Annotated in this window: 13 protein-coding genes and 1 other RNA gene; 3 read left to right on the top strand and 11 right to left on the bottom strand. The window is 62.0% G+C overall.

Annotation, left to right across the window (positions count from 1 at the left end; translation table 11 throughout):
• Positions 1–15: 15 nt before the first annotated feature.
• Positions 16–2,079, bottom strand: a complete 2,064-nt coding sequence (gene dnaX / locus BFP93_RS05505) for a DNA polymerase III subunit gamma/tau (RefSeq protein ID WP_065892365.1) — start codon at positions 2,077–2,079, stop codon at positions 16–18.
• A 97-nt stretch (positions 2,080–2,176) separates the two neighbouring features.
• Complete coding sequence (locus tag BFP93_RS05500; RefSeq protein WP_065892364.1) at positions 2,177–3,091, bottom strand: DMT family transporter; 915 nt, start codon at positions 3,089–3,091, stop codon at positions 2,177–2,179.
• Positions 3,092–3,194: 103 nt separating this feature from the next.
• Here BFP93_RS05500 and BFP93_RS05495 point away from each other — a divergent pair, with 103 nt between their 5' ends.
• Positions 3,195–4,058, top strand: coding sequence for a LysR family transcriptional regulator (locus tag BFP93_RS05495; protein ID WP_065892363.1), 864 nt, complete (start codon positions 3,195–3,197; stop codon positions 4,056–4,058).
• Between the two features lie 202 nt (positions 4,059–4,260).
• Here BFP93_RS05495 and BFP93_RS05490 read toward each other — a convergent pair whose 3' ends face one another.
• The 9 genes from BFP93_RS05490 to BFP93_RS05450 all read right to left on the bottom strand — a co-directional run bounded on the left by BFP93_RS05490 (position 4,261) and on the right by BFP93_RS05450 (position 17,447).
• The gene (locus BFP93_RS05490) at positions 4,261–4,851 is read right to left on the bottom strand and encodes a hypothetical protein (RefSeq protein WP_065892362.1); all 591 of its coding nucleotides are present in this window, start codon (positions 4,849–4,851) and stop codon (positions 4,261–4,263) included.
• 1 nt (position 4,852) lies between these two features.
• The gene (locus tag BFP93_RS05485) at positions 4,853–5,899 is read right to left on the bottom strand and encodes an N-acetylmuramidase family protein (RefSeq protein WP_065887876.1); all 1,047 of its coding nucleotides are present in this window, start codon (positions 5,897–5,899) and stop codon (positions 4,853–4,855) included.
• A 157-nt stretch (positions 5,900–6,056) separates the two neighbouring features.
• Positions 6,057–8,018, bottom strand: coding sequence for an AAA family ATPase (locus BFP93_RS05480; RefSeq protein WP_065892361.1), 1,962 nt, complete (start codon positions 8,016–8,018; stop codon positions 6,057–6,059).
• Positions 8,019–8,169: 151 nt separating this feature from the next.
• Positions 8,170–8,266: signal recognition particle sRNA small type (ffs, locus tag BFP93_RS05475), an RNA gene on the bottom strand.
• A 223-nt stretch (positions 8,267–8,489) separates the two neighbouring features.
• Positions 8,490–9,656, bottom strand: coding sequence for a zinc-binding metallopeptidase family protein (locus BFP93_RS05470; protein WP_065892360.1), 1,167 nt, complete (start codon positions 9,654–9,656; stop codon positions 8,490–8,492).
• Between the two features lie 74 nt (positions 9,657–9,730).
• Positions 9,731–12,088 (bottom strand): NAD-dependent DNA ligase LigA, encoded by a 2,358-nt coding sequence (gene ligA / locus BFP93_RS05465; protein WP_065892359.1) that lies wholly within the window; start codon positions 12,086–12,088, stop codon positions 9,731–9,733.
• Positions 12,089–12,174: 86 nt separating this feature from the next.
• A complete protein-coding gene (gene zipA, locus BFP93_RS05460; protein WP_065892358.1) occupies positions 12,175–13,038 on the bottom strand; it encodes a cell division protein ZipA in 864 nt (287 codons plus the stop codon).
• Positions 13,039–13,296: 258 nt separating this feature from the next.
• Positions 13,297–16,785, bottom strand: a complete 3,489-nt coding sequence (gene smc / locus BFP93_RS05455; protein ID WP_065892357.1) for a chromosome segregation protein SMC — start codon at positions 16,783–16,785, stop codon at positions 13,297–13,299.
• 2 nt (positions 16,786–16,787) lie between these two features.
• Positions 16,788–17,447, bottom strand: a complete 660-nt coding sequence (locus BFP93_RS05450; RefSeq protein ID WP_065892356.1) for a GntR family transcriptional regulator — start codon at positions 17,445–17,447, stop codon at positions 16,788–16,790.
• A gap of 280 nt (positions 17,448–17,727) precedes the next feature.
• On the opposite strand from BFP93_RS05450, the gene xdhA reads away from it, so the two are divergent.
• Both xdhA and xdhB read left to right on the top strand, forming a co-directional pair.
• On the top strand, positions 17,728–19,176 hold the full coding sequence (gene xdhA, locus BFP93_RS05445) for a xanthine dehydrogenase small subunit (protein WP_065892355.1): 1,449 nt from the start codon (positions 17,728–17,730) through the stop codon (positions 19,174–19,176).
• Positions 19,169–21,568 carry a xanthine dehydrogenase molybdopterin binding subunit gene (gene xdhB, locus BFP93_RS05440; RefSeq protein ID WP_065892354.1) on the top strand — a complete coding sequence of 800 codons (2,400 nt, stop codon included), beginning with the start codon at positions 19,169–19,171 and terminating at the stop codon, positions 21,566–21,568. Before xdhA ends, xdhB begins: the two co-directional genes overlap by 8 nt.
• The last annotated feature ends 95 nt before the right edge of the window (positions 21,569–21,663 follow it).

Here is a 21,663-nt window from a genome sequence, read left to right as displayed (position 1 = left end):
AAAGAGTCGCCCGGTTCATGACGCCTGGGGCGCCGGGGCTTCGACAGGTTCAATAGTATCGTGACGGACGACCGCACCGAACTGTTGCATCATTTGTTGGATAAGCGGATCAGCCTGGATCGACGCCTCCGCATCGCGCTGGCGGTTCAGGCGTCGACGCGTCGCAGCCTGGGCCGGGGTTTCCTGTTCGGGCTTGATCAGCTCGATGGCGATGGTCAGCGTGCGCCCATGGTACTGGTTGAGCGCGTCGTTCAGACGGCGCTGCTGGGTGGCATTGAACAAGGCGCTGTGGGCCGGGTCCAGGTGCAGGAGCCAGTGGTCGCCGTCGATGGCAATCAACGTGCAGTTGGCGGCGATACTGCCGGTCATGCCGGAGATCGGCAACTTTGGAAACAATTCCAGCCATTGCAGGGCCAGGCCGGTGGCCGGTGCCGCAGCGGGCTCCACTTCCGGCTCGGGGGCTGGCTCGGCGGTGTGTTCGCTGGCGAGTTCGTCCAGGTAGCTGTAGGCCGAATCCATGTCCGGCTCGATGTAGTCTTCGTCCAGCGGAGGTTCATCGTCGAGGTCGATGCCGGGCGTGGCCGCCTCGACCTGAGCCACGGTCGGCTCCGGCACCGGCGCCGATACCCACTCCGGCGCATCCAGCACTACGCTGTCCGGGGTCGGCGCGGGCATTGGCGTCAGTTCGGGCTGCTCGCCGGTGGTGTCCAGTACCGGCTCCACGACGGGCTGTTGCTCGGGCTCAGCGGGCGCTTCAACCGGGTCGTTCCAGGGCAGATCCACCACCGGGGCGATTTGCGGCTCCGGCTCAGGCTCAGCCTCGATCACCGCTTCAGGCTCGGCCTCCGGGGCGGCAACCACCGGCTCGGCAACCGCTGGGGGTGCAACCGCCACTGGCGCGACGACCGCCGCACCAGCCACTGGTTTGGCGGAATCAGCTGTGGCCTGGCTGATCCCCACTGGCTTTAGCGGCTGTCTCGGCGCATCCGTCGAGTCGGCGGGCCGGAAGGCCAGCATGCGCAGCAGGACCATCTCGAACCCCCCGCGCGGGTCCGGCGCCAGGGGCAGGTCGCGACGGCCGATCAGGCCCATCTGGTAATAGAACTGCACGTCTTCGGCCGGCAGCGCCTGGGCCAGCGCCAACACGCGGTCGCGGTCGCCATGGCCGTTGTCGACCGCCTCAGGCAATGCCTGGGCAATGGCGACGCGGTGCAGCACGTTGAGGATTTCCGAGAGCACGCCATTCCAGTCCGGCCCCTGCTCCGACAAGTGGCGCACGGCTTCGAGCAAGGCCTTGGCATCGCCCTCGATCAGCGCATGCAGCACGTCGAACACCTGGCCGTGGTCCAGCGTGCCGAGCATGGCGCGCACATCGGCGGCCAGGACCTTGCCTTCACCAAAGGCGATGGCCTGGTCGGTGAGGCTCATGGCATCACGCATCGAGCCATCGGCAGCGCGGCCCAGCAACCACAGTGCGTCGTCTTCGAACGGTACGTTCTCGACACCCAGCACGTGGGTCAAATGCTCGACCACCCGCTCGGGGGTCATATTCTTCAGGGAGAATTGCAGGCACCGCGACAAAATCGTCGCAGGAAGTTTCTGCGGGTCGGTGGTGGCCAGGATGAATTTGACGTAGGGCGGCGGCTCTTCCAGGGTCTTCAACAGCGCGTTGAAGGAGTGGCTGGACAGCATGTGCACTTCGTCGATCAGGTAGACCTTGAAGCGGCCACGGCTCGGTGCGTACTGCACGTTGTCGAGCAGTTCGCGGGTGTCTTCGACCTTGGTGCGGCTCGCGGCGTCGATCTCGATCAGGTCGACGAAACGCCCTTCGTCGATCTCGCGGCACACCGAACAGGTGCCGCACGGTGTCGAGGTGATACCGGTTTCACAATTCAGGCATTTGGCGATGATGCGCGCAATGGTGGTCTTGCCCACGCCGCGGGTACCGGTGAACAGGTAGGCGTGGTGCAGCCGCTGGCTGTCCAAGGCATTGATCAGAGCCTTGAGCACATGGGTCTGGCCGACCATTTCGCGGAACGAGCGCGGACGCCATTTACGTGCAAGAACCTGATAACTCATCGAAAACCGTCGCAACTGGGAAGCGGGAGGCGGTAATGCTAGCGGAGCAAGGGGGAAATTGCATCCGGCACGCTCGTCTTATCTGACTAAGCGCTCCTCAGAGGCCTGATCCTGCACCGGCTGTACGCCGCAAAGAACGCGCCCAGCGCGCCTCCAGGCCGATAGCTGCGACACTGGCCAGCACCATCAGCCCGCCCAGCAGCACCTGCAGGGTCATGCGCTCGCCCAGCAGCATCGCCGCCATGATCATCGCTACGGGTGGGATCAGGTACATCGCCACCGAGGCGCGGCTGACTTCAACGTGCTTGAGCACGTAGCCCCAGGCCAGGTAGGCCAGGGCACTGGGAAAAATACCCAGCACCAGCACCGCCATGTTGTCCGGCAGCGGTGCCCGTGCCACTGCAGCGGGCAGACCTGGCAGGTTCACGCACAGCATCAAGGTGCCGGACCAGACCATATAGCAGGCCAGCGTCAGCGGGCTGTAGCGGTAAGCGTAATGTCGCAGGACAGCGAAATACACGCTCCAGGACAGGGCCGCCAGCAGGATCAGCAAACCGCGTGGGTCCATCTCGGCCATGCCATGATCGCCCCGGACCACCACCAGCACACCCCACAAGCCCAACAGCACACACCCCCAGCGCCAGGCACTGACCCGCTCTTTCAGGCAGAAAAACGCAATCAACACGCTGAACAGCGGTGCCGACTGCGCCAGCACGCTGGACGCCGACGCGGTCACCCACTGCTGGCCGCTATTGAGGCAGGTGTGGTGCAGGAACACCCCGAAAAAACCCAGCACCAGCAGCCACGGCAAATCCCGCAGGCGCGGCCGGCCAATGCCCGCCACCAGCGCCACCGCGCCCATGAACAGCGAGGCGATCAGGAAGCGCAGCAACGCCAGTTGCCCAGGGCTATAGCTGTGCAAGCCGATGTGCACGCCAATCGGCGAATACGCCCAACAGAGAATCACGACGGCAACGACTAGCGTAAGCTTTACAGGAGACGGGGCATTCATCGACGGCCTCCGGGGCACAGGGAAGGAATGCCATCAGTCTTGGCCCGCGCCAGGCGCAGCACAATTAAGCGTTTCTGACTTCTGAGATCACTGGAACTGAGCAATGGAACTGGCCCAACTGAAAATGGTGCGAGCCGTGGCGCAAACCGGCAGCGTGGCGCAGGCCGCCCTGCAATTGCACTGCGTGCCCTCCAACATCACCACGCGCATCAAGCAGCTGGAAAGCGAGTTGGGCACGCCCTTGTTCATTCGTGCCGGACGCGGGCTGGCGATCAGCGCCGCCGGGGAGATTTTCCTGGATTATTGCGAGCGCATCCTGGCGCTGGTGGAGGAGTCCAAACGTGCGCTGGATGCCACGGCGACACCTCGCGGCACGCTGCGCATCGGCGCGGTGGAGTCCAGCGCCAGCGGTCGCCTGCCGCCGCTGCTGGCCGAGTACCACCGGCGCTACCCTGAGGTCAGCCTGGAACTGGTCACCGGCGCCTGGGCGCAGTTGCTGGACGACCTGCAGCACCATCGCCTCGATGTGGCGCTGGTAGCCGCCAGTGGCAAACACCCGAAGCTGGAACACAGCGTGGTTTACAGCGAACGCCTGGTATTGATCGCCAGCGCGTCGAGCGCCCCCATCACCGGCGCCGCAGACCTGGCCGGCCGCACATTATTGGTGTGGCCGCCCGGCTGCCCCTACCGCGCCGCCCTGGAAAACTGGCTCAAGCCTCAGGACTTCAAGCCGGCGATTGCCAGCTATGCCAGTTGGGGCACGATCATCGGTTGCGTCAGCGCGGGGATTGGCGTGGCGTTGGCGCCCGAGGGCATTCTGGCGCGCTATGAGCAGGCCAACCCGTTGGCGTCCTATCGCTTCGAAGCGCTGGCGCCCGTGGACAACCTGCTGTTCTGGCACACCGACACCCAGCGGCACCTGGCACGGGACGCGTTCGCCGGACTGCTGCGCGAAACCTTCGGCTGACACAGTCCAAAATGTGGGAGGGTCAAGCCCCAATGCCAGTCAGTTAAGGCTCTTTGTAGGAGCGAGGGGGGCGCCTAGCTCTTGCTCGCGAAAAACTCACAGGCACCGCGTTCATTCAGGAAGCAAGCGTTATCGTTGACGTTTTTCGCGAGCAAGCTCGCTCCTACAGACTGGCATTAGGGCTTGCCCCCTCCCACATTTTTTAGATCTTCGGTGCAGCCAACCGTGCGTATTGGTCCTGGCTGATCCAACCGGTGAACGAACGCTCGTCAGCATTGATAAATTCCACCTGCGCCCAGCCGTCCTTGAACGCCAGTACACCCACCACATCATGTTTGACGATGTAGGGCCGCTTTGTCGCTTTGGCGCCCGGCGTTTTCAACAGGTAAGCCTTCTCCGCCGATACCGTCACCAGGCCTATCCATTTTTTCCGCGCGGTCTGGCTCAACGCCAGGCCCGTCGCGATGTCCGGCATCAACACGTTGATGCAACCTGGATGCTGGCGACCTTGCTCCACGGTCAGGGTCACGCCGTCGGCCGCTGCCGCTACGCTGCCGGGATAAGCCGCCTCGCGCCAGGTGGTCAGCGCTTCGGGCTTACCTTGCAGAAAGAAGCTGCACCCCCGCGTCACGCCCTCGCCCATCGCTTCCGAGTAGAACCCCTCCACCTGCTGCTGCGGCGTCACCGCCAGCATCAGCCCTTCGTACTTGCCCGACTGCAACGCGGCAGACCCTGCAAACACGGGCACCACGACGCATAACGACAACACACCCATCGCCAGTAAACGCATCATCTTATTTTTTCCCTTCCAGTACGTCGTAGGCCTGCTTCATCAGCACGTCGTAGTTGCCGTAGTCCTCACCGTTATAGTTGCGCGCCATGGCGGTAAAGTCCTTGTTTTTCATGGCCGTCATCAACGCGGTATTTTTGCCGCACAGGCTCAGATAGGCCTTGAGCTGATTGCCAGCATTGATCTTCAAGGCCGCCACGAACTCGAACACGGTCTTGAATCCGCAAGACGCGAAATTGAACCCCATGATCTGGAACATGCCCCACGAGGCCGACAGCAACGCCGCTTCCTGGTCCAGGGCAAACGCCGTGGCCATGGTTTCCCAGGCCTTGACCTGGTCCTTGTTGTTGGCCTGCCACTGCGGGCCGGCTTTTTTCTTGTAGACGTACGACAGCAGCGGGTGCGACTGGTCGTAAATGTGCTTGGTGTACTTGCGAAAGTGATGGCCCTCGAAGGCGATGATCGGCAACTTTGCCGGCCCGAAGCCCACCTTCCCGCCCGACTCGATCGTGGCGAACGCCTTGATGACATTCACCGAGATCCCGTTACCCAATTGCTTGGCGGCGTTCTGGAAGTCCGTGTCGCTGAGTGTCATGCCGCCATCGCAGGTGGACTGCATCATCAACTGCCGGTTACGCCGTTCGGCCTCGATCACCGCACGCACCTGGTTCAGGTAGACATTGACGGTGGCCTGCACCGCATCGGCATTGTTATTGCCGAAGGCATTGAGGAAGCTCGGAATGCGCATCGTCGGGAAGGCCGTCACCGGCACCTTCAGCGCCTCTTCGATCAGGCTGTTGAAGGTACGACCGGTGGGGTCGATCACGCCATCGGGGTGGGCGTACTTGAGATGACGGAACTGGTATTGGCTGATGCACTGCACCAGTTGGCCATCGCATTTGCCGTTTTCGGGCAGGGCGAAACCCAGCTTGGGAATGATCAGGTTGAATAGATACTGGATGCACTGAACATCGGCAGGCAAGTTGCGGGCTTTACCGGGTGTACCGACCGAGGCACTGATAAGACGAGGCAACCCTTGCAGGCTTTTCATGACGGACATCCTTGTGCGTTAAAGAAGCGATTGCGCTTCGATATCAAGTCCACGCCCTTGTCGTACTCTGAAACAAGTGACCGGCGCAAGCTAACAAGGTGCCTGGGGGTTGTCCAGAGAGGCTTTCGAAAGTTGTGAATCAGCCAGAATAAATCACTCAGTAGCCATGCACATCGCGGGTCTTCTGATACTGGTGGTAGTCGATCCACTCGACCACGTCATAGGGCAGATAAAGCTGCACGGTGGCGCGGGAAATGGCGATGTACACCGCGCACAAGCGCTGATCGAACGCATACGCGTCCTGGAACTTCACATTGGTGAGCAACTCGGGCGTGAGCAGGACCCGTTCAAACTCCATGCCGCCGGCGTCTTGCGCCAACATCAATAAACAGCGCTCGCCGGGGTGGCCGCTGAGCCTGCTCAAGCGTGTCACGTCGGCCACGTTGAAGCCTTTTTCCAGCTGTTCCTCGACCCACAGGAACGCCTCATCGAACCGGCACACGTCGCGCACCTGCTGCCAGTCGGCCATATCGCTGAAAAACGGATGGGGACCACGATCGCCGTAATCGCTGCCATAGAATTGCGGCTTGAACAACGCGATGACGGTTTCCATGAAATAGTTGAGATCCTGCTGCGCCTCGCTGCTGGCAAACGCACAGGCACAACGCTCTTCGCTCAGTTGAATGAGCCACTTCATGGTGTCCCAGCAGGACGCGGTCAGCACCACGCACCCTGGCGGCGGCACAAACCCCTGGGGATACAGCTCGATACCGACATCCGCATCCCGTGCGCCCTCGAAGAGCACCTTGCTTTTCTGCGAGTGCTGGCTGATCAACGGATTGACCAGGCGCTCGACATTGCGCCCGGAGCGTACGCTATAGCTCACATCCGTATGGCGAACCTCGCGGGCGCGCTTGACCAGCACCCCACTGGCCTGCTGATACTCGTCGCCCAGGGTGATCAGCACCTGGCGCCCGCGCTCGATGATTTGCAGCAAGGGCGCTGGAATGTCCTGGCTCTCATCAATCAACACATGGGTATAGCGCTCAGGCACCACACTGCCGGCGAGGCTGGCGCGCTTGATCATCAATAACGCTTCAAACCCGGTGTGAGCGTTCCAGGCCGGATTCGCCTCAAGGTAGCGCCATAACCGGCTGGAGTATTCGACCAGTACCTTGGCATCAACGCTGGACAGCGCTTGCTTGAAGTGCGGCAGATGTTTGGCCGACAGGCTGTAGTCCCGTGAGCCGCAGTAGTTTTCAAGCACCTTGAGGCAGACATCCAGCAGCGCCTGCCCTTCCAGATGACGAAAACCGAAGATGTTCAATTCCTGCGCCAGTGCCTGCTTGCTCGGGACACGTCCTTGGGTAGCCAACGGCTGTGACCTTGGGCCATGTAACAAGACGTGGGCAAACCCGTGGAAGGTTTGCCCGGCCTTTCTCTCCCGCACGCCCACCATGCGCGCGCGCAGGGTTTCCAGCTTTGCCGGTGTACGTGCCAGCAACAAGGTCTTTTCGGGGCGCAGATGCTCCATCAGCGCCACCAGCAGATGACTCTTGCCAATGCCGGCGTACCCTTGCACGTGCAGGTCTTCGTTCAGGTTGGCGCGAAAGGTGCGGACCAGTTTGTCCTGCTCGGCGCTCAACCAGCGCTCGCGGTGCCTGGGCGTGACCATCTGCTGGCGGAAGGGATTGTTGGTCTTGAGGTGACGGACTTTGTACTCGACGTCCCATTGGCCGTCGGGCAATAAATACTCTCGCGCCTGGACTTCATCCGCTAACAGAAAACGCAACTTCAGGCTCTTGACCACATTGAGGCCGAAGTACAGCTTGCGCGGGTCAAACAACCGTTGTGCCTCCGACAGCAAGCTCACAGCGGCCGAATGCCTGCCCTGCGCCGCCCAGCCAATCAGTTTGGCCAGCACCCTTTCAGCGCCCACTGCACTCAACTCGTGTTCCGGCATTTGCGCCAGATTCTGGATAACCAACACAGCGGCCAACTCCGGCTCACTCAGGGCCAGCAGCGCACCCGCACCGTCAGAACCCAACAAACCCGCACAGGTTTCATCGGTGATCGGCAAGAACACGGGGCTGGATAAATCAAAATGTTCCGAGTGCATACAGCCTCATGGCCAGGAGAGAGACGCTTGGGAGTATGCCACCAGTCGTGGAAGGGTCGTCATGCACTGCGCAATAAGCGTCACAGATGACTGGCTGAATAACTGAGATTTTTCTGGGAGGGTATTACAGGAGGGAGCGTTATGGAGGCAACCCCACCAGCCACACCCCGGCACACAATGTTCCCGCTGTGGCTGCTGCCTTCCGGCTCTGACCAGGTTCACGGGTAATCGTTGCGGGGGGACCGATGGGGTCACCATAACGACGCTGGCCTCTCGGCAAGCGGGGCCATTGTACCGATCTGATCGGAAGTTACAACCGTAAAAAATGAGAAGCTTCAAGTACTTGCCATGGCCTTCAATGATGACGCTCTCCCATGTGGGAGGAGGCTTGCCCCCGATGGCGGTGAATCAGCCAATAAATCTGTTGGCTGACACTCTGCTATCGGGAGCAAGCCCCCTCCCACATTTTCATCATTGTGTCTGGAGGACCTCATCGGCCCTGCCGCCCTCTTCCTGGATGACCAGGTGGATAAAGTGCAACTTGGCTATCACCGCCGGCGGCAGCACGAAGGGGTAGAAATCCGGCTGGCCCATGGCGCGGGACAGTTCGTTGAGCATGCCGGCCAGTTCGATCCAGGCGTTGACGAAGGAGAGGAATGCCGCTCCACCAGGGTGTTCGGGGTCGTACAGGGTGGTCAGGGGAAACGGCTGGTAATCGAGGTCCATCTCCCGAGCGCTCATGCCAAACCCCAGGGCGGTGTCGACCGCGTCCATCATGTGCAGGTAGTGCGCCCAGGTCTCGGCCCAATCTTCCCAGGGGTGCATGGTGGCGTAGGCGCTGACGCAGGTTTGCTGCCAGTCCGGGCGTGGGCCGTTCTGGTAGTGCTGATCGAGCGCGTCGGCGTAACTGGCGCGTTCGTCGCCGAACAGGTTGCGAAACGGCTCGAGCCAGTGGCTGTTGGCGATCAGGCGGTCCCAGTAATAGTGGCCGACCTCATGGCGGAAGTGACCGAGCAAGGTGCGATAGGGCTCGTGCATCTGTACGCGAACCTTTTCACGATGGGCGTCGTCGGCTTCCTTGATGTCGAGGGTGATCAGGCCGTTGGCGTGACCGGTCGTGGGCGCATTGCCTTGCAGGTCGATGCCGACGAAGTCGAACGCCAGGCCGGTGTCTTCGTTGACGCTTTTGGGCACCACCTGCAGGCCCAGGCTGATCAGTTGGGCCACCAGTCGGCGCTTGGCGGTTTCCACCTTGCGCCAGCGCTCGGGATTTTCCGCGATGGACAAATCCGGAATGGTGCGGTTCAGGCTGCACGCTACGCACAGGGCCGAGGTGCTGTGCGCCGGAATCAGCCAGTTACAGGCCGCCGGGGTCTGGAGGTTGGCGCAGCGGCGAAAGGCGCCTGCGTCGAGGTCGGCGTCCAGCAGCCAGGTGTCAGCCACCGGACCTGGTTGCAGTGAAGACAAGCGGCTTTGCTGTGGGTGGTAGCCCAGCAGCGCCGAGCAGGCCAGGCACTGGCTGTTGCGAAAGAACAAGGACTGGCCGCAGCGGCATTGCCATACCTTGCTGTTACGCGAGGATCCGGCCATGAACGGTGCGGCGATGCGCGTGCTGAGTTGCTCGAAGTAGCGAAACATGGCGATCTCTCCCAGGGGTGACTGAGACTAGATCATTTCCCTCGCAGGATCGTTCCCACGCGTGGGAACGATCGTCAGACGGAGATGTTGTGCTTGGCGAGGAAAGCGACGAACGCCTCTTCGTCGAGCACTTTGAGCCCCAGTTCGCTGGCCTTGGCCAATTTGGAACCGGCGCCCGGCCCGGCCACCACGCAGTGGGTCTTGGCCGAAACGGAACCGGCCACCTTGGCGCCCAGGCTTTCCAGCTTGTCCTTGGCCACGTCGCGGCTCATCAACTCCAGGGAGCCGGTGAGCACCCAGGTGTGTCCGGCTTCCGGCAGGCCTTCGACGACCTTTTTCTCGCTCTGCCAGTGCATGCCGAAGTCCTTGAGCTGCTGCTCGATGGCCAGGGCGCGGTTGGCGTTGTCTTCGCTATCAAAAAAGTCGCGCACGGCCTTGGCCTGCTTCTCGGGCAGGGCCTGGCGCATGTCCAGCCAGTCGGCCTTGATCACGCCTTCGAGGCTGCCGAACTTGTCCGCCAGTTTCTGCGCCGCACCCGGCCCAACGGAGGGCACGTGCAGCTTGTCGAGCAGGCCGCCCAGGGTGGTGCTGGCGGCGAACTCGGCGCTCAGGTCGCCCTGCTCCTGCAATTGCAGGGCGCATTCATCGGGCGACAGCAGCGCACCAATCACCTCTTGGTTATGGCTGTCTTCAAAGAAGCTGTGGATTTCGTGCGCCACTTCCAGGCCCACGTCCGGCAAGTACGTCAGCACTTCCGGCAAGGCCTTCTGCACGCGCTCCAGGGACGCCAGGGAGCGCGCCAGCACCTTGGCGGTCTCCTCGCCTACATCCGGAATGCCCAGGGCGTAGATAAACCGCGCCAGGGTCGGCGTCTTGCTGTTTTCGATGGCGGCGATCAGCTTTTTGCTGGAAATATCGGCAAAGCCTTCCAGGTCGATGATCTGCTCATACTTGAGTTTGTAGAGATCGGCCGGCGAGCCGATGAGTTTTTCATCCACCAGTTGCTCGATGGTCTTGTCGCCCAGGCCGTCGATGTCCATGGCGCGGCGCGAGACGAAATGAATGATCGCCTGCTTGAGCTGCGCGCCACAGGCCAGCCGCCCGACGCAGCGGTACACCGCGCCCTCGCTGACGGTTTCCTTGCCCTTGCTGCGCTTGACCAGTTGCGTGCGTTCCACGTGGGAGCCGCACACCGGGCAACTTTCGGGGATCTGCACCGCACGGGCATGTTCAGGACGACGCTCGGTAACCACCGAGACCACCTGCGGGATCACATCCCCGGCGCGGCGGATGATCACCGTGTCGCCGATCATCAGGCCCAGGCGCGCCACTTCGTCCATGTTGTGCAGGGTGGCGTTGGACACGGTCACCCCGGCGACCTTGACCGGTTTCAACCGCGCCACGGGCGTGACGGCGCCGGTACGGCCGACCTGGAATTCCACGTCGAGCAACTCGGTCAGTTCTTCCATGGCCGGGAATTTATGCGCAATGGCCCAGCGCGGCTCGCGGGCGCGGAAGCCCAGTTCCCGCTGGGCGGCAATACTGTTGACCTTGAACACCACACCGTCGATCTCGTACGACAGGCTGTTACGCCGCTCGCCGATGTCGCGGTAGTAGTCCAGGCATTCCTGGATGCCCTTGGCCAGTTTCAGTTCATGACTGATCGGCATGCCCCACTTCTGCAACTGCTTGAGGTTATCGATATGGGTGTCACTGATGTCCGCCGTCACCTGGCCGATGCCATAGCAGCAGAATTCCAGCGGGCGGCTGGCGGTGATCTTCGAATCCAGCTGGCGCAGGCTGCCGGCCGCCGCATTGCGCGGGTTGGCGAAGGTCTTGCCGCCGACTTCCAGTTGCGAGGCGTTCAGGCGCTCGAAACCGGCCTTGGACATGAACACTTCACCGCGCACTTCCAGGGTGGCCGGCCAGCCGCTGCCGTGCAGCTTCAACGGGATGTTGCGCACGGTGCGCACATTGACGCTGATGTCTTCGCCGGTGGTCCCGTCGCCACGAGTGGCGCCGCGCACCAGTTCGCCATCCTGATACAACAGGCTGACCGCCAGGCCATCCAGCTTCGGCTCGCAACTGTATTCGACACTGGCGAACAAGTCCCCGGCCGGCAGATCCAGGCCCTCGGTCACACGGCGATCGAATTCCAGCATGGTCGCTTCATCGAAGGCGTTACCGAGGCTGAGCATCGGGATTTCATGCCTGACTTGAGTAAACGCCGACAACGCCGCGCTGCCGACCCGCTGTGTCGGCGAATCACGCGTCACCAGTTCCGGATGTTCGGCTTCCAGGGCTTTGAGCTCATGGAACAAGCGGTCGTACTCGACGTCCGGAATGCTCGGCTCGTCAAGGACGTGGTAACGGTAATTGTGCTGATCCAGTTCAGCGCGCAGTTCGAGGATGCGGGTATGGGCGGCGGTCATGGTGTTCTCTCAAAAAGCAAAAGAGCAGCCGAAGCTGCTCAAATGGTAGTGCGCTTATTCTATCCGACAACGCCGAGGCGTAATCCTCAGCGTTTTTGTGTCAGGGCGCGACGCTCGAACTCGACGATGCGCTGACGGTAATGCTCGATGGTCTGGGCGGTGAGGACGCTGCGTTGGTCGTCCTTGAGCTCGCCGTTGAGCTCCTGGGACAGCTTGCGGGCCGCGGCCACCATCACGTCGAACGCTTGCTTGGGGTGACGCGGGCCTGGCAGGCCGAGGAAGAAACTGACCGCCGGGGTGCTGAACAGGTCGATGTCGTCCAGATCGAAGGTGCCGGGCTTGACCGCGTTGGCCATGGAAAACAGCACTTCGCCGTTGCCGGCCATGCTTTCGTGACGATGGAAAATATCCATCTCGCCAAAGCGCAGGCCGCTCTCAAGGATGTTCTGCAACAGGGCCGGGCCTTTGAAGCCACCGGCATCGCGGCAGATCACACTGATTACCAGCACTTCTTCGGCGGCCGGCTGATCGTTGACCGATTGGCGCGATGGGGCCTTGCCGCCGTTTTCATCCGGGAAATCATCGTCGCGGCTGCTGAAGCTCGGGCCTTCGTCGACGTCCAGGTTCAGGTCGCCCTGATGCGGCTCGGCCACGCCGGCACTGCCGCGCTTGCCACGCTTGGACGACGGCTCGCGGGCCTCACGCACCGGCGCGCTCATCGACGGCAAGTCGTGCTCGTCCAGCTGCGGTTCCTTGTGGGTATCCAGCACACGGGGCGGCCCCAGCAGCTCAGCGCTGCCGTCGTCGTCAGGTAAGTTGGACAGGTTTCGGTCCAGGCGAAATTTAAGCTTGCCCTTGCCACCGCGCATGCGGCGCCAGCCATCAAAAAGAATACCGGCAATGACAATGATGCCGATGACGATCAGCCACTCGCGCAGACCGATTTCCATGTAATCCCGTGCCTCTAATAAAAAATGCTGAAAAATAAGGGGTTTAGCACCGTGCAAACCGCTTTAAAACGTGGCGCCAACTCTATGTTCTGACTGACGTTTTGCCCACGCATACGAAAAATTGACATTAAACTAGCACGACCAAAGATAACTTTACACCGTCTGTCAAAATGCCTTGAGCAAATATGTCCATTTGCCACTTTTCCCAGACCGGTAAACCATCCTACAGCGTGCTGTAAAATTCCTTCCTGACAGACCTCAGGATTCCACCATCGCCATCGCTTCTTCCACATCGACGGCGACCAAACGCGAACAGCCCGGCTCATGCATCGTCACGCCCATCAACTGATCGGCCATTTCCATGGCAATCTTGTTGTGGGTGATATAGATGAACTGCACCGTCTGGGACATCTCCTTGACCAGCCGAGCGTAGCGTCCAACGTTAGCGTCATCCAGCGGTGCATCGACCTCGTCGAGCATGCAGAACGGCGCCGGGTTCAGCTTGAAGATGGCAAATACCAGGGCCAGGGCCGTCAGGGCCTTTTCGCCGCCGGACAACAAATGGATGGTGCTGTTCTTCTTGCCCGGTGGCCGCGCCATGATCGTTACCCCTGTATCGAGTAGATCTTCGCCCGTCAGTTCCAAGTAGGCACTGCCACCACCGAAAACTTTTGGGAATAACGCCTGTAAACCGCCATTAATCTGATCAAAGGTATCCTTGAAGCGGTTGCGGGTTTCCTTGTCGATCTTGCGGATCACGTTTTCCAGGGTGTCCAGCGCTTCGACCAGGTCGGCGTTCTGGGCATCCAGATAACGTTTGCGCTCGGACTGCTGCTGGTACTCATCAATGGCCGCGAGGTTGATCGCGCCCAGTCGCTGGATACGCGCGGCAATGCGCTCAAGTTCTTCTTCGGCGTCTTTTTCGTTGGCCTGGGCGGTCAGCGTGTTGAGTACGCCGTGCAGGTCGTAGCCGTCTTCGAGCAACTGGTCCTGCAAAGTCTTGCGACGCACGGTCAGGGCTTGCCACTCCATGCGCTGTTGTTCGAGCTGACCGCGAATCAGCTGGGATTGCTGTTCGGCCGTGGTGCGGCGCTTTTCAGCCTCGCGCAGTTCGCGGTCGGCGTCCTCCAGGGCGATCTGCGCGGTCTTGAGTTCTTCGTCGACGCTCATGCGCTTGTCGAGCAACTCTTCAAGCTTGAGGCGCAGTTCTTCCAGCGGCGCTTCGCCCTCCTCCAGATTGAGGCTCAGTTGCTCGCGCTTTTCGGTGAGGCGTTCCGATTGCATCTCCAGGCGCTCAAGGGCCTGGGCCGTGGACGTGTGCTGGGCGCGCAGCGAGCCGAGGCGCACCGCCAGTTGGTGCGCGTGGTCCTTGTGCTGGCGGGCTTCCTGGCGCACGCGGTCGAGGCGTTCGCGCAGGCTGTCGCGCTGGGCCAGCAGCAGTTCGCGCTGCTCGGTGTCCAGGGCCATGCTGTCGAGGGCTTCCTGCAACAGCAGGCGCGCTTCGCCGATCTGTTCGTGCTCCAGGGCACGCTGCTCGCCCATTTCGGCGACTTCTTCGTCAAGGCGGGTGCGGCGCAGGGTCAGTTGTTCGACCTTGGCTTTGCTCGCCGACAGTTGCGCTTTCAATTCGCCTTGCTGGCGCGCTTCGTCCTGCAACAGGCGGCGCAGATGCTCGCGACCGGTCTCTTGCTGGCGCTGGGTGGCGCGCAGGGTTTGCAGTTCGGTTTCCAGGCTTTCCAGGGTCGCCTCGCGCTCTTCACGCTCGGCGCTCAGGTTGACGATTTCCTGGCCTCGGGCCAATACGCCGCTTTCGGCCTCACTGGCACGGCGTACGCGCAAGAAGTGGCGGCCGACCCAATAGCCGTCGCGACTGATCAGGCTTTCGCCGGCCGCTAACTGGCCGCGTTGGGCCAGGGCCTGCTCCAGTGATTCGACCGGCTTGACCTGGCCCAACCACGGCGACAGGTCAATCGCCGCCTCGACCTTGTCCAGCAGGCTGCCCGGCACGCGCGTGCCATCGGCTGCGGGACTGAGCAGGCGCAGGTCGCCCTGGGTGAAACCGGCCAGGTCGAAGCCGCCGAAATCATCCACCAGCACCGCTTGCAGATCGGCGCCCAGCACGGTTTCCACCGCCAGCTCCCAACCGGCCTCGACCTTCAAGCCCTCGGCCAGGCGCGGGCGCTCGGCCAGGTGCTGGTCGCGCAGCCATTCGGCGGTGCCGGTGCCGGGGTCCAGCGCGGCTTGCTGCAAGGCTTCCAATGAGGCCAGCCGCCCGTTGAGGCGCTGCAGATCGCCCTGGGCCTGTTGCTGCGCCTGGGTCGCGGTGTGCAATTGCTGGCGCAATTGCTCGAGGCGTTCCACTTGCTGCGTTTCGCTGGCCTCGAGCTCTTCGAGGGTCATTTCGCTTTCGGCCAGTTGCTCGCTCAACTGCATGATCGCCGCGTCTTCCGGGTCGGCGGCGAGCAACACGCGCTCTTCCTGCAGGCGGCGCTGGCGTTCAGCCAGGCGCTCCATGCTGGTTTCCAGTTGCTGGATACGCGACTGCTGCACCTCGGCCTGGCGGCGCGGTTCGGCGGATTTGAGGTTGAACGTGTCCCACTGCTCCTGCCAGCCGTGCATGCCGGTTTCGGCTTCTTCCAGGGCGGCGGCGGCCTCTTCGGCGGCGGCGCTGGTGATTTCCTGCTCGGGGGTGAGCATGTCCAGCTCTTCGCCCAGGGTCAGCAGCAAGGTACGGTCGTGGCCCAGGTGCGATTCAGTCTCCAGGCGTGCGCGTTCGGCTTCCTTCAGATCGTCCTGCAACTGGCGCAGGCGCTGCTGGACGTGCTGGATGCTCTGTTCGACCCGGGCAATATCACCGCCCACCGAATAGAAGCGGCCCTGCACCAGATTGAAGCGTTCGGACAGTTCATGGTGCCCGTCCCGCAGGCGTTCGATGCTGGCGTCGGCGTTGCGCTGCTCGGCCACCAGCGCTTCAAAGCTGACTTCCTGGGTGCCGATGATCGCTTCACGCTGGCCGACCTGGTCGTTCAGCGCCTGCCAGCGCAGGGCCGACAGTTGTGCCTTGAGCTGGCGCTCTTCGGCCTTGTACTCCTGATACTTCTCGGCCGCCTGGGCCTGGCGGTGCAGGCGCTCCAACTGGCGCTCCAGCTCTTCGCGCAGGTCGGTCAGGCGGGCGAGGTTTTCATGGGTGCGGCGGATGCGGTTTTCGGTCTCGCGGCGGCGCTCCTTGTATTTGGAGATGCCGGCCGCTTCCTCGATAAAGTTGCGCAGGTCTTCGGGCTTGGCTTCGATCAGCTTGGAGATCATGCCCTGCTCGATGATCGAATAGCTGCGCGGGCCCAGGCCTGTGCCGAGGAAGATATCGGTGATGTCGCGTCGACGGCATTTGGTGCCGTTGAGGAAATAACTGTTCTGGCTGTCGCGCGTGACTTTACGGCGAATGGAGATTTCCGCGTAGGCCGCGTACTCGCCGACCAGGGTGCCGTCGGAGTTGTCGAACACCAGCTCGATGCTGGCCTGGCTCACCGGTTTGCGGCTGGTGGAGCCGTTGAAGATGACGTCGGTCATCGACTCGCCGCGCAGGTTTTTCGCCGAACTCTCGCCCATCACCCAGCGCACGGCGTCGATGATATTCGACTTGCCGCAGCCATTGGGCCCGACCACCGCCGCCATGTTACTGGGGAAGTTCACCGTGGTCGGGTCGACGAAGGATTTGAACCCCGCCAGTTTGATGCACTTGAGCCGCACGTTTAGGCGTCCGCCAACGCTGCGATGACCAGCGAGCTGCTGCGCTGGCAGTAAGCCGACAGCACCAGGCGGATCTGCGTCAGGTCGCGGGCCAGCACGGCAGCGAGCAGTTGTTCGAACAGCGCGAGGTACTCGCTCATTTCCGCCTTGCGCTGGTCAAGGGCCAGGTAATAGGCGCGGTTCATCGCCGGCTGCAGGTTCTCGACGGTCTCCTGCAGGTACGGATTGTTGGCGAAGGGGTACGCGGCGCGCATCACATTGAAGCTTTCTTCGACAAAGGCGCGGATGTCCTGGCGCTCGTAGCTGGCCATCAGGCGCTGCTGGATTTGCAGGAATGGCGCCATGTCGGCCTGGGTCTGCCAGCCTTCGGCCACTGCATTGCCAAGCAGGATGTACATCTCGCCCATCAACGTGCACAGGCTCTGCACCTTGTGTGCGCTGAGTTCGGTGACGTGAGCGCCACGGCGCGGCAGGATCGCGATCAGGTGCCGGCGTTCGAGGATCAGCAAGGCTTCGCGCACGGAACCACGGCTGACATTCAGCGCCAGCGTGACCTTCTGTTCCTGGATCCGCTCCCCAGGCTTGAGATCGCCGCGAATGATACGTTCGGCGAGGTGGTGAGCGATTTGCTCGGCGAGACTGTCCGGCGCCTTGAACGTCATGTTTTCCCTTCAAAATCTTCTATCGGTACAAGCGCGGCAGTGTAGCGCATTGGCCCGCTGATGGCGCTACGCCCACGGTGGCGAATTTGGCATGAAACACGCAAGCCTGAACCGCCATAAGCCCCTGAAAACAACGGTTCCAGAAGACTGGACCATAATTGAATGTGTTGTGACCGGATTTTCTTGACCCTTAGGTCAGAAAACCATTGACCGAAAAGTCAGACATGACTAGATTCGGCGCAAAGCGGTTAACAACAATAATGAGTCTGCGAGGCCTTCCGTGATCCAGTTTTTACTTAACCAGGAACTCCGTAGCGAGCACGCCCTGGACCCCAACCTGACCGTGCTCAACTATTTGCGTGAGCATGTGGGCAAATCCGGAACCAAGGAAGGCTGCGCCAGCGGCGACTGCGGTGCGTGCACCGTGGTGGTCGGCGAGTTGCACCGCAACGATCAAGGCGTTGAGCAGATCCGTTATCGCAGCCTCAATTCGTGCCTGACCTTTGTCTCGTCGTTGCACGGCAAGCAACTGATCAGTGTCGAAGACCTCAAGCACCAGGGCCAACTGCACAGCGTGCAGCAGGCGATGGTCGAGTGCCACGGCTCGCAGTGCGGCTTCTGCACCCCGGGCTTCGTGATGTCGTTGTTTGCCCTGCAAAAGAACAGCGACGCGCCCGACAGCCAGAAAGCCCACGAAGCCCTGGCCGGCAACCTGTGCCGCTGCACCGGTTACCGCCCGATTCTGGCGGCGGCCGAACAGGCCTGTTGCAACAAGCCCCAGGACCAGTTCGACAGCCGTGAAGCCCAGACCATCGCGCAGCTCAAGGCGATTGCACCAACGCAAACCGGCGAACTCAACAGCGGCGACAAACGCTGCCTGGTGCCGTTGACGGTCGCCGACCTGGCCGATCTCTACGACGCCTACCCGCAAGCCCGCCTGCTGGCCGGCGGCACCGACCTGGCGCTGGAAGTCACCCAGTTCCATCGCACCCTGCCGGTGATGATTTACGTCGGTAATATCGAAGAAATGAAGCGCATCGAGTCCTTCGATGACCGCCTGGAAATCGGCGCCGCCACCGCCCTCTCCGACTGCTACACCGCACTGCACCACGAATACCCCGATTTTGGCGACTTGCTGCACCGCTTCGCCTCCCTGCAGATCCGCAACCAGGGCACCCTGGGCGGCAATATCGGCAACGCCTCGCCCATCGGCGATTCACCGCCGCTGCTGATCGCCCTCGGTGCGCAGATTGTGCTGTGCAAGGGCCAGACCCGCCGCACCCTGGCGCTGGAAGACTACTTTATCGACTACCGCGTCACTGCCCGCCAGGACAGCGAATTCATCGAGAAGATCATCGTGCCCAAGGGCCATTCACTGTTTCGCGCCTACAAGGTGTCCAAGCGTTTGGACGATGACATCTCCGCTGTGTGCGCCGCCTTCAACCTGAAGCTCGACAACGGTGTGATCAGCCAGGCGCGCGTCGCCTTCGGCGGCATGGCTGCCACCCCCAAGCGCGCCAGGCACTGCGAAACGGTACTGGTCGGCGCCACCTGGAACGCCGCCACCGTGGAGAAAGCCTGCGCCGCCCTGGCCGAGGACTTCACCCCGCTGTCGGACTTCCGCGCCAGCAAGGAATACCGCCTGCTCAGCGCGCAGAACCTGCTGCGCAAATACTTCATCGAACTGCAAACGCCGCACATCGAGACTCGGGTGACCGCTTATGTCTAACCATCACGCCGTGGTAAAAACCCAGGCCGAACTGGCCGAGCTGTTTGCCCAGGACCTGACCTCCGGCGTCGGCCGTAGCGTCAAGCATGACAGCGCCGCCAAGCATGTCAGCGGCGAGGCGCAGTACATCGACGACCGCCTCGAATTTCCCAACCAGTTGCACCTGTATGCGCGCATGTCCGACCGCGCCCACGCGAAAATCCTCAGCATCGACACCGCGCCCTGCTATGCCTTCGACGGCGTGCGCATCGTGATTACCCACGAAGACGTACCGGGCCTCAAGGACATCGGCCCATTGATGCCCGGCGATCCGTTGCTGGCCATCGACACCGTGCAGTTCGTCGGCCAGGTGGTGCTGGCCGTGGCCGCCCGCGATCTTGAGACCGCGCGTAAAGCCGCGATGGCGGCGGTGATCGAATACGAAGACCTGGAGCCGGTGCTGGATGTGGTCGAGGCGTTTCGCAACAAACACTTCGTGCTCGACAGCCACACCCATCAACGCGGTGATGCGGCCGGCGCGCTGGCGAGCGCGAAACACCGTATCCAGGGCACGCTGCATATCGGCGGCCAGGAGCATTTCTACCTGGAGACGCAGATTTCTTCGGTGATGCCCACCGAAGACGGCGGCATGATCGTCTACTGCTCCACGCAAAACCCCACCGAAGTGCAGAAACTGGTGGCCGAAGTGCTGGATGTGTCGATGAACAAGATCGTCGTCGACATGCGCCGCATGGGCGGCGGGTTCGGCGGCAAGGAAACCCAGGCCGCCAGCCCCGCCTGCCTGTGCGCGGTGGTGGCACGCCTCACCGGGCAACCGACCAAGATGCGCCTGCCGCGGGTCGAAGACATGCTGATGACCGGCAAGCGCCACCCTTTCTACATCGAATATGACGTGGGCTTTGACGACAACGGCCGTTTGAACGGCATCAACCTGGAGCTGGCCGGCAATTGCGGCTGTTCGCCGGACCTGTCCAACTCGATTGTCGACCGCGCGATGTTCCACGCCGATAACGCGTATTACCTGGGCGATGCCACAGTCAACGGCCATCGCTGCAAGACCAATACGGCTTCGAACACGGCTTATCGTGGCTTCGGCGGCCCCCAGGGCATGGTCGCCATCGAGGAAGTGATGGACGCCATCGCCCGCCATCTGGCGCTGGACCCACTGGCCGTGCGCAAGGCCAACTACTACGGCAAGACCGAGCGCAACGTCACCCACTACTACCAGACCGTCGAGCACAACATGCTCGAAGAAATGACCGCCGAGCTGGAGGCGAGCAGCCAATACGCCGAGCGCCGCGAAGCGATTCGCCTGTACAACGCCCACAGCCCGATCCTGAAAAAGGGCCTGGCGCTGACCCCGGTCAAATTCGGCATCTCGTTTACCGCGAGCTTTCTCAACCAGGCCGGCGCGCTCATTCATATCTACACCGACGGCAGCATTCACCTGAACCATGGCGGAACCGAAATGGGCCAGGGCCTGAACACCAAGGTCGCCCAGGTGGTGGCCGAAGTGTTCCAAGTCGACATCGACCGCGTGCAGATCACCGCGACCAACACCGACAAAGTGCCGAACACCTCGCCAACCGCGGCGTCCAGCGGTGCCGACCTGAACGGCAAGGCCGCCCAGAACGCCGCCGAAACCATCAAGCAGCGCCTGGTGGAATTTGCCGCACGCAAGTACGACGTCAGCGAAGCGGATGTGGAATTTCGCAACGGCCATGTGCGCGTGCGTGAGCAGATCCTGAGCTTCGAGGCGCTGATCCAGCAGGCGTATTTCGCCCAGGTCTCGCTGTCGAGCACCGGCTTCTACAAGACCCCGAAGATTTTCTATGACCGCAGCCAGTCGCGCGGACGGCCTTTCTATTACTTCGCCTTCGGCGCGGCCTGCTGCGAGGTGATCGTCGACACCCTGACCGGCGAATACAAGATGCTGCGCACCGACATCCTCCACGACGTGGGCGCCTCGTTGAACCCGGCCATCGACATCGGCCAGGTGGAAGGCGGGTTCATCCAGGGCATGGGCTGGCTGACCATGGAAGAGCTGGTGTGGAACAACAAGGGCAAGCTGATGACCAATGGCCCGGCCAGCTACAAGATCCCGGCGGTGGCCGACATGCCGCTGGACCTGCGGGTGAAGCTGGTGGAAAACCGCAAGAACCCGGAAGACACGGTGTTCCATTCCAAGGCCGTGGGCGAGCCGCCGTTCATGCTCGGGATTGCTTCGTGGTGCGCGATCAAGGATGCGGTGGCGAGCCTGGGTGACTATCGCCAGCAGCCGAAGATCGACGCGCCGGCCACGCCCGAGCGGGTGTTGTGGGGGTGTGAGCAGATGCGCAAGTTGAGCGCCGCTGTGGCGGTGGATACCGAAACCGAGTTGGCTTCGTTTTAGACCGAGGCGCTGCCATCGGGGGCAAGCCCCCTCCCACATTTTGAACTGTGAATACCTTCAAGTGTGGGAGTGGGCTTGCCCCCGATGACGGCCTG

The sequence above is a fragment of the Pseudomonas sp. 44 R 15 genome (assembly GCF_900004965.1).
GTDB classification, from domain to species: domain Bacteria; phylum Pseudomonadota; class Gammaproteobacteria; order Pseudomonadales; family Pseudomonadaceae; genus Aquipseudomonas; species Aquipseudomonas orientalis_A.
This window is presented reverse-complemented; position numbering and strand designations above follow the sequence as displayed.

Bases quoted from the DNA above. Each gene is read 5' to 3' on its own strand.
- dnaX (WP_065892365.1), bottom strand. From the start codon at position 2,079: ATGAGTTATCAGGTTCTTGCACGTAAATGGCGTCCGCGCTCGTTCCGC.
- BFP93_RS05500 (WP_065892364.1), bottom strand. From the start codon at position 3,091: ATGAATGCCCCGTCTCCTGTAAAGCTTACGCTAGTCGTTGCCGTCGTG.
- BFP93_RS05495 (WP_065892363.1), top strand. From the start codon at position 3,195: ATGGAACTGGCCCAACTGAAAATGGTGCGAGCCGTGGCGCAAACCGGC.
- BFP93_RS05490 (WP_065892362.1), bottom strand. From the start codon at position 4,851: ATGATGCGTTTACTGGCGATGGGTGTGTTGTCGTTATGCGTCGTGGTG.
- BFP93_RS05485 (WP_065887876.1), bottom strand. From the start codon at position 5,899: ATGAAAAGCCTGCAAGGGTTGCCTCGTCTTATCAGTGCCTCGGTCGGT.
- BFP93_RS05480 (WP_065892361.1), bottom strand. From the start codon at position 8,018: ATGCACTCGGAACATTTTGATTTATCCAGCCCCGTGTTCTTGCCGATC.
- BFP93_RS05470 (WP_065892360.1), bottom strand. From the start codon at position 9,656: ATGTTTCGCTACTTCGAGCAACTCAGCACGCGCATCGCCGCACCGTTC.
- ligA (WP_065892359.1), bottom strand. From the start codon at position 12,088: ATGACCGCCGCCCATACCCGCATCCTCGAACTGCGCGCTGAACTGGAT.
- zipA (WP_065892358.1), bottom strand. From the start codon at position 13,038: ATGGAAATCGGTCTGCGCGAGTGGCTGATCGTCATCGGCATCATTGTC.
- BFP93_RS05450 (WP_065892356.1), bottom strand. From the start codon at position 17,447: ATGACGTTCAAGGCGCCGGACAGTCTCGCCGAGCAAATCGCTCACCAC.
- xdhB (WP_065892354.1), top strand. From the start codon at position 19,169: ATGTCTAACCATCACGCCGTGGTAAAAACCCAGGCCGAACTGGCCGAG.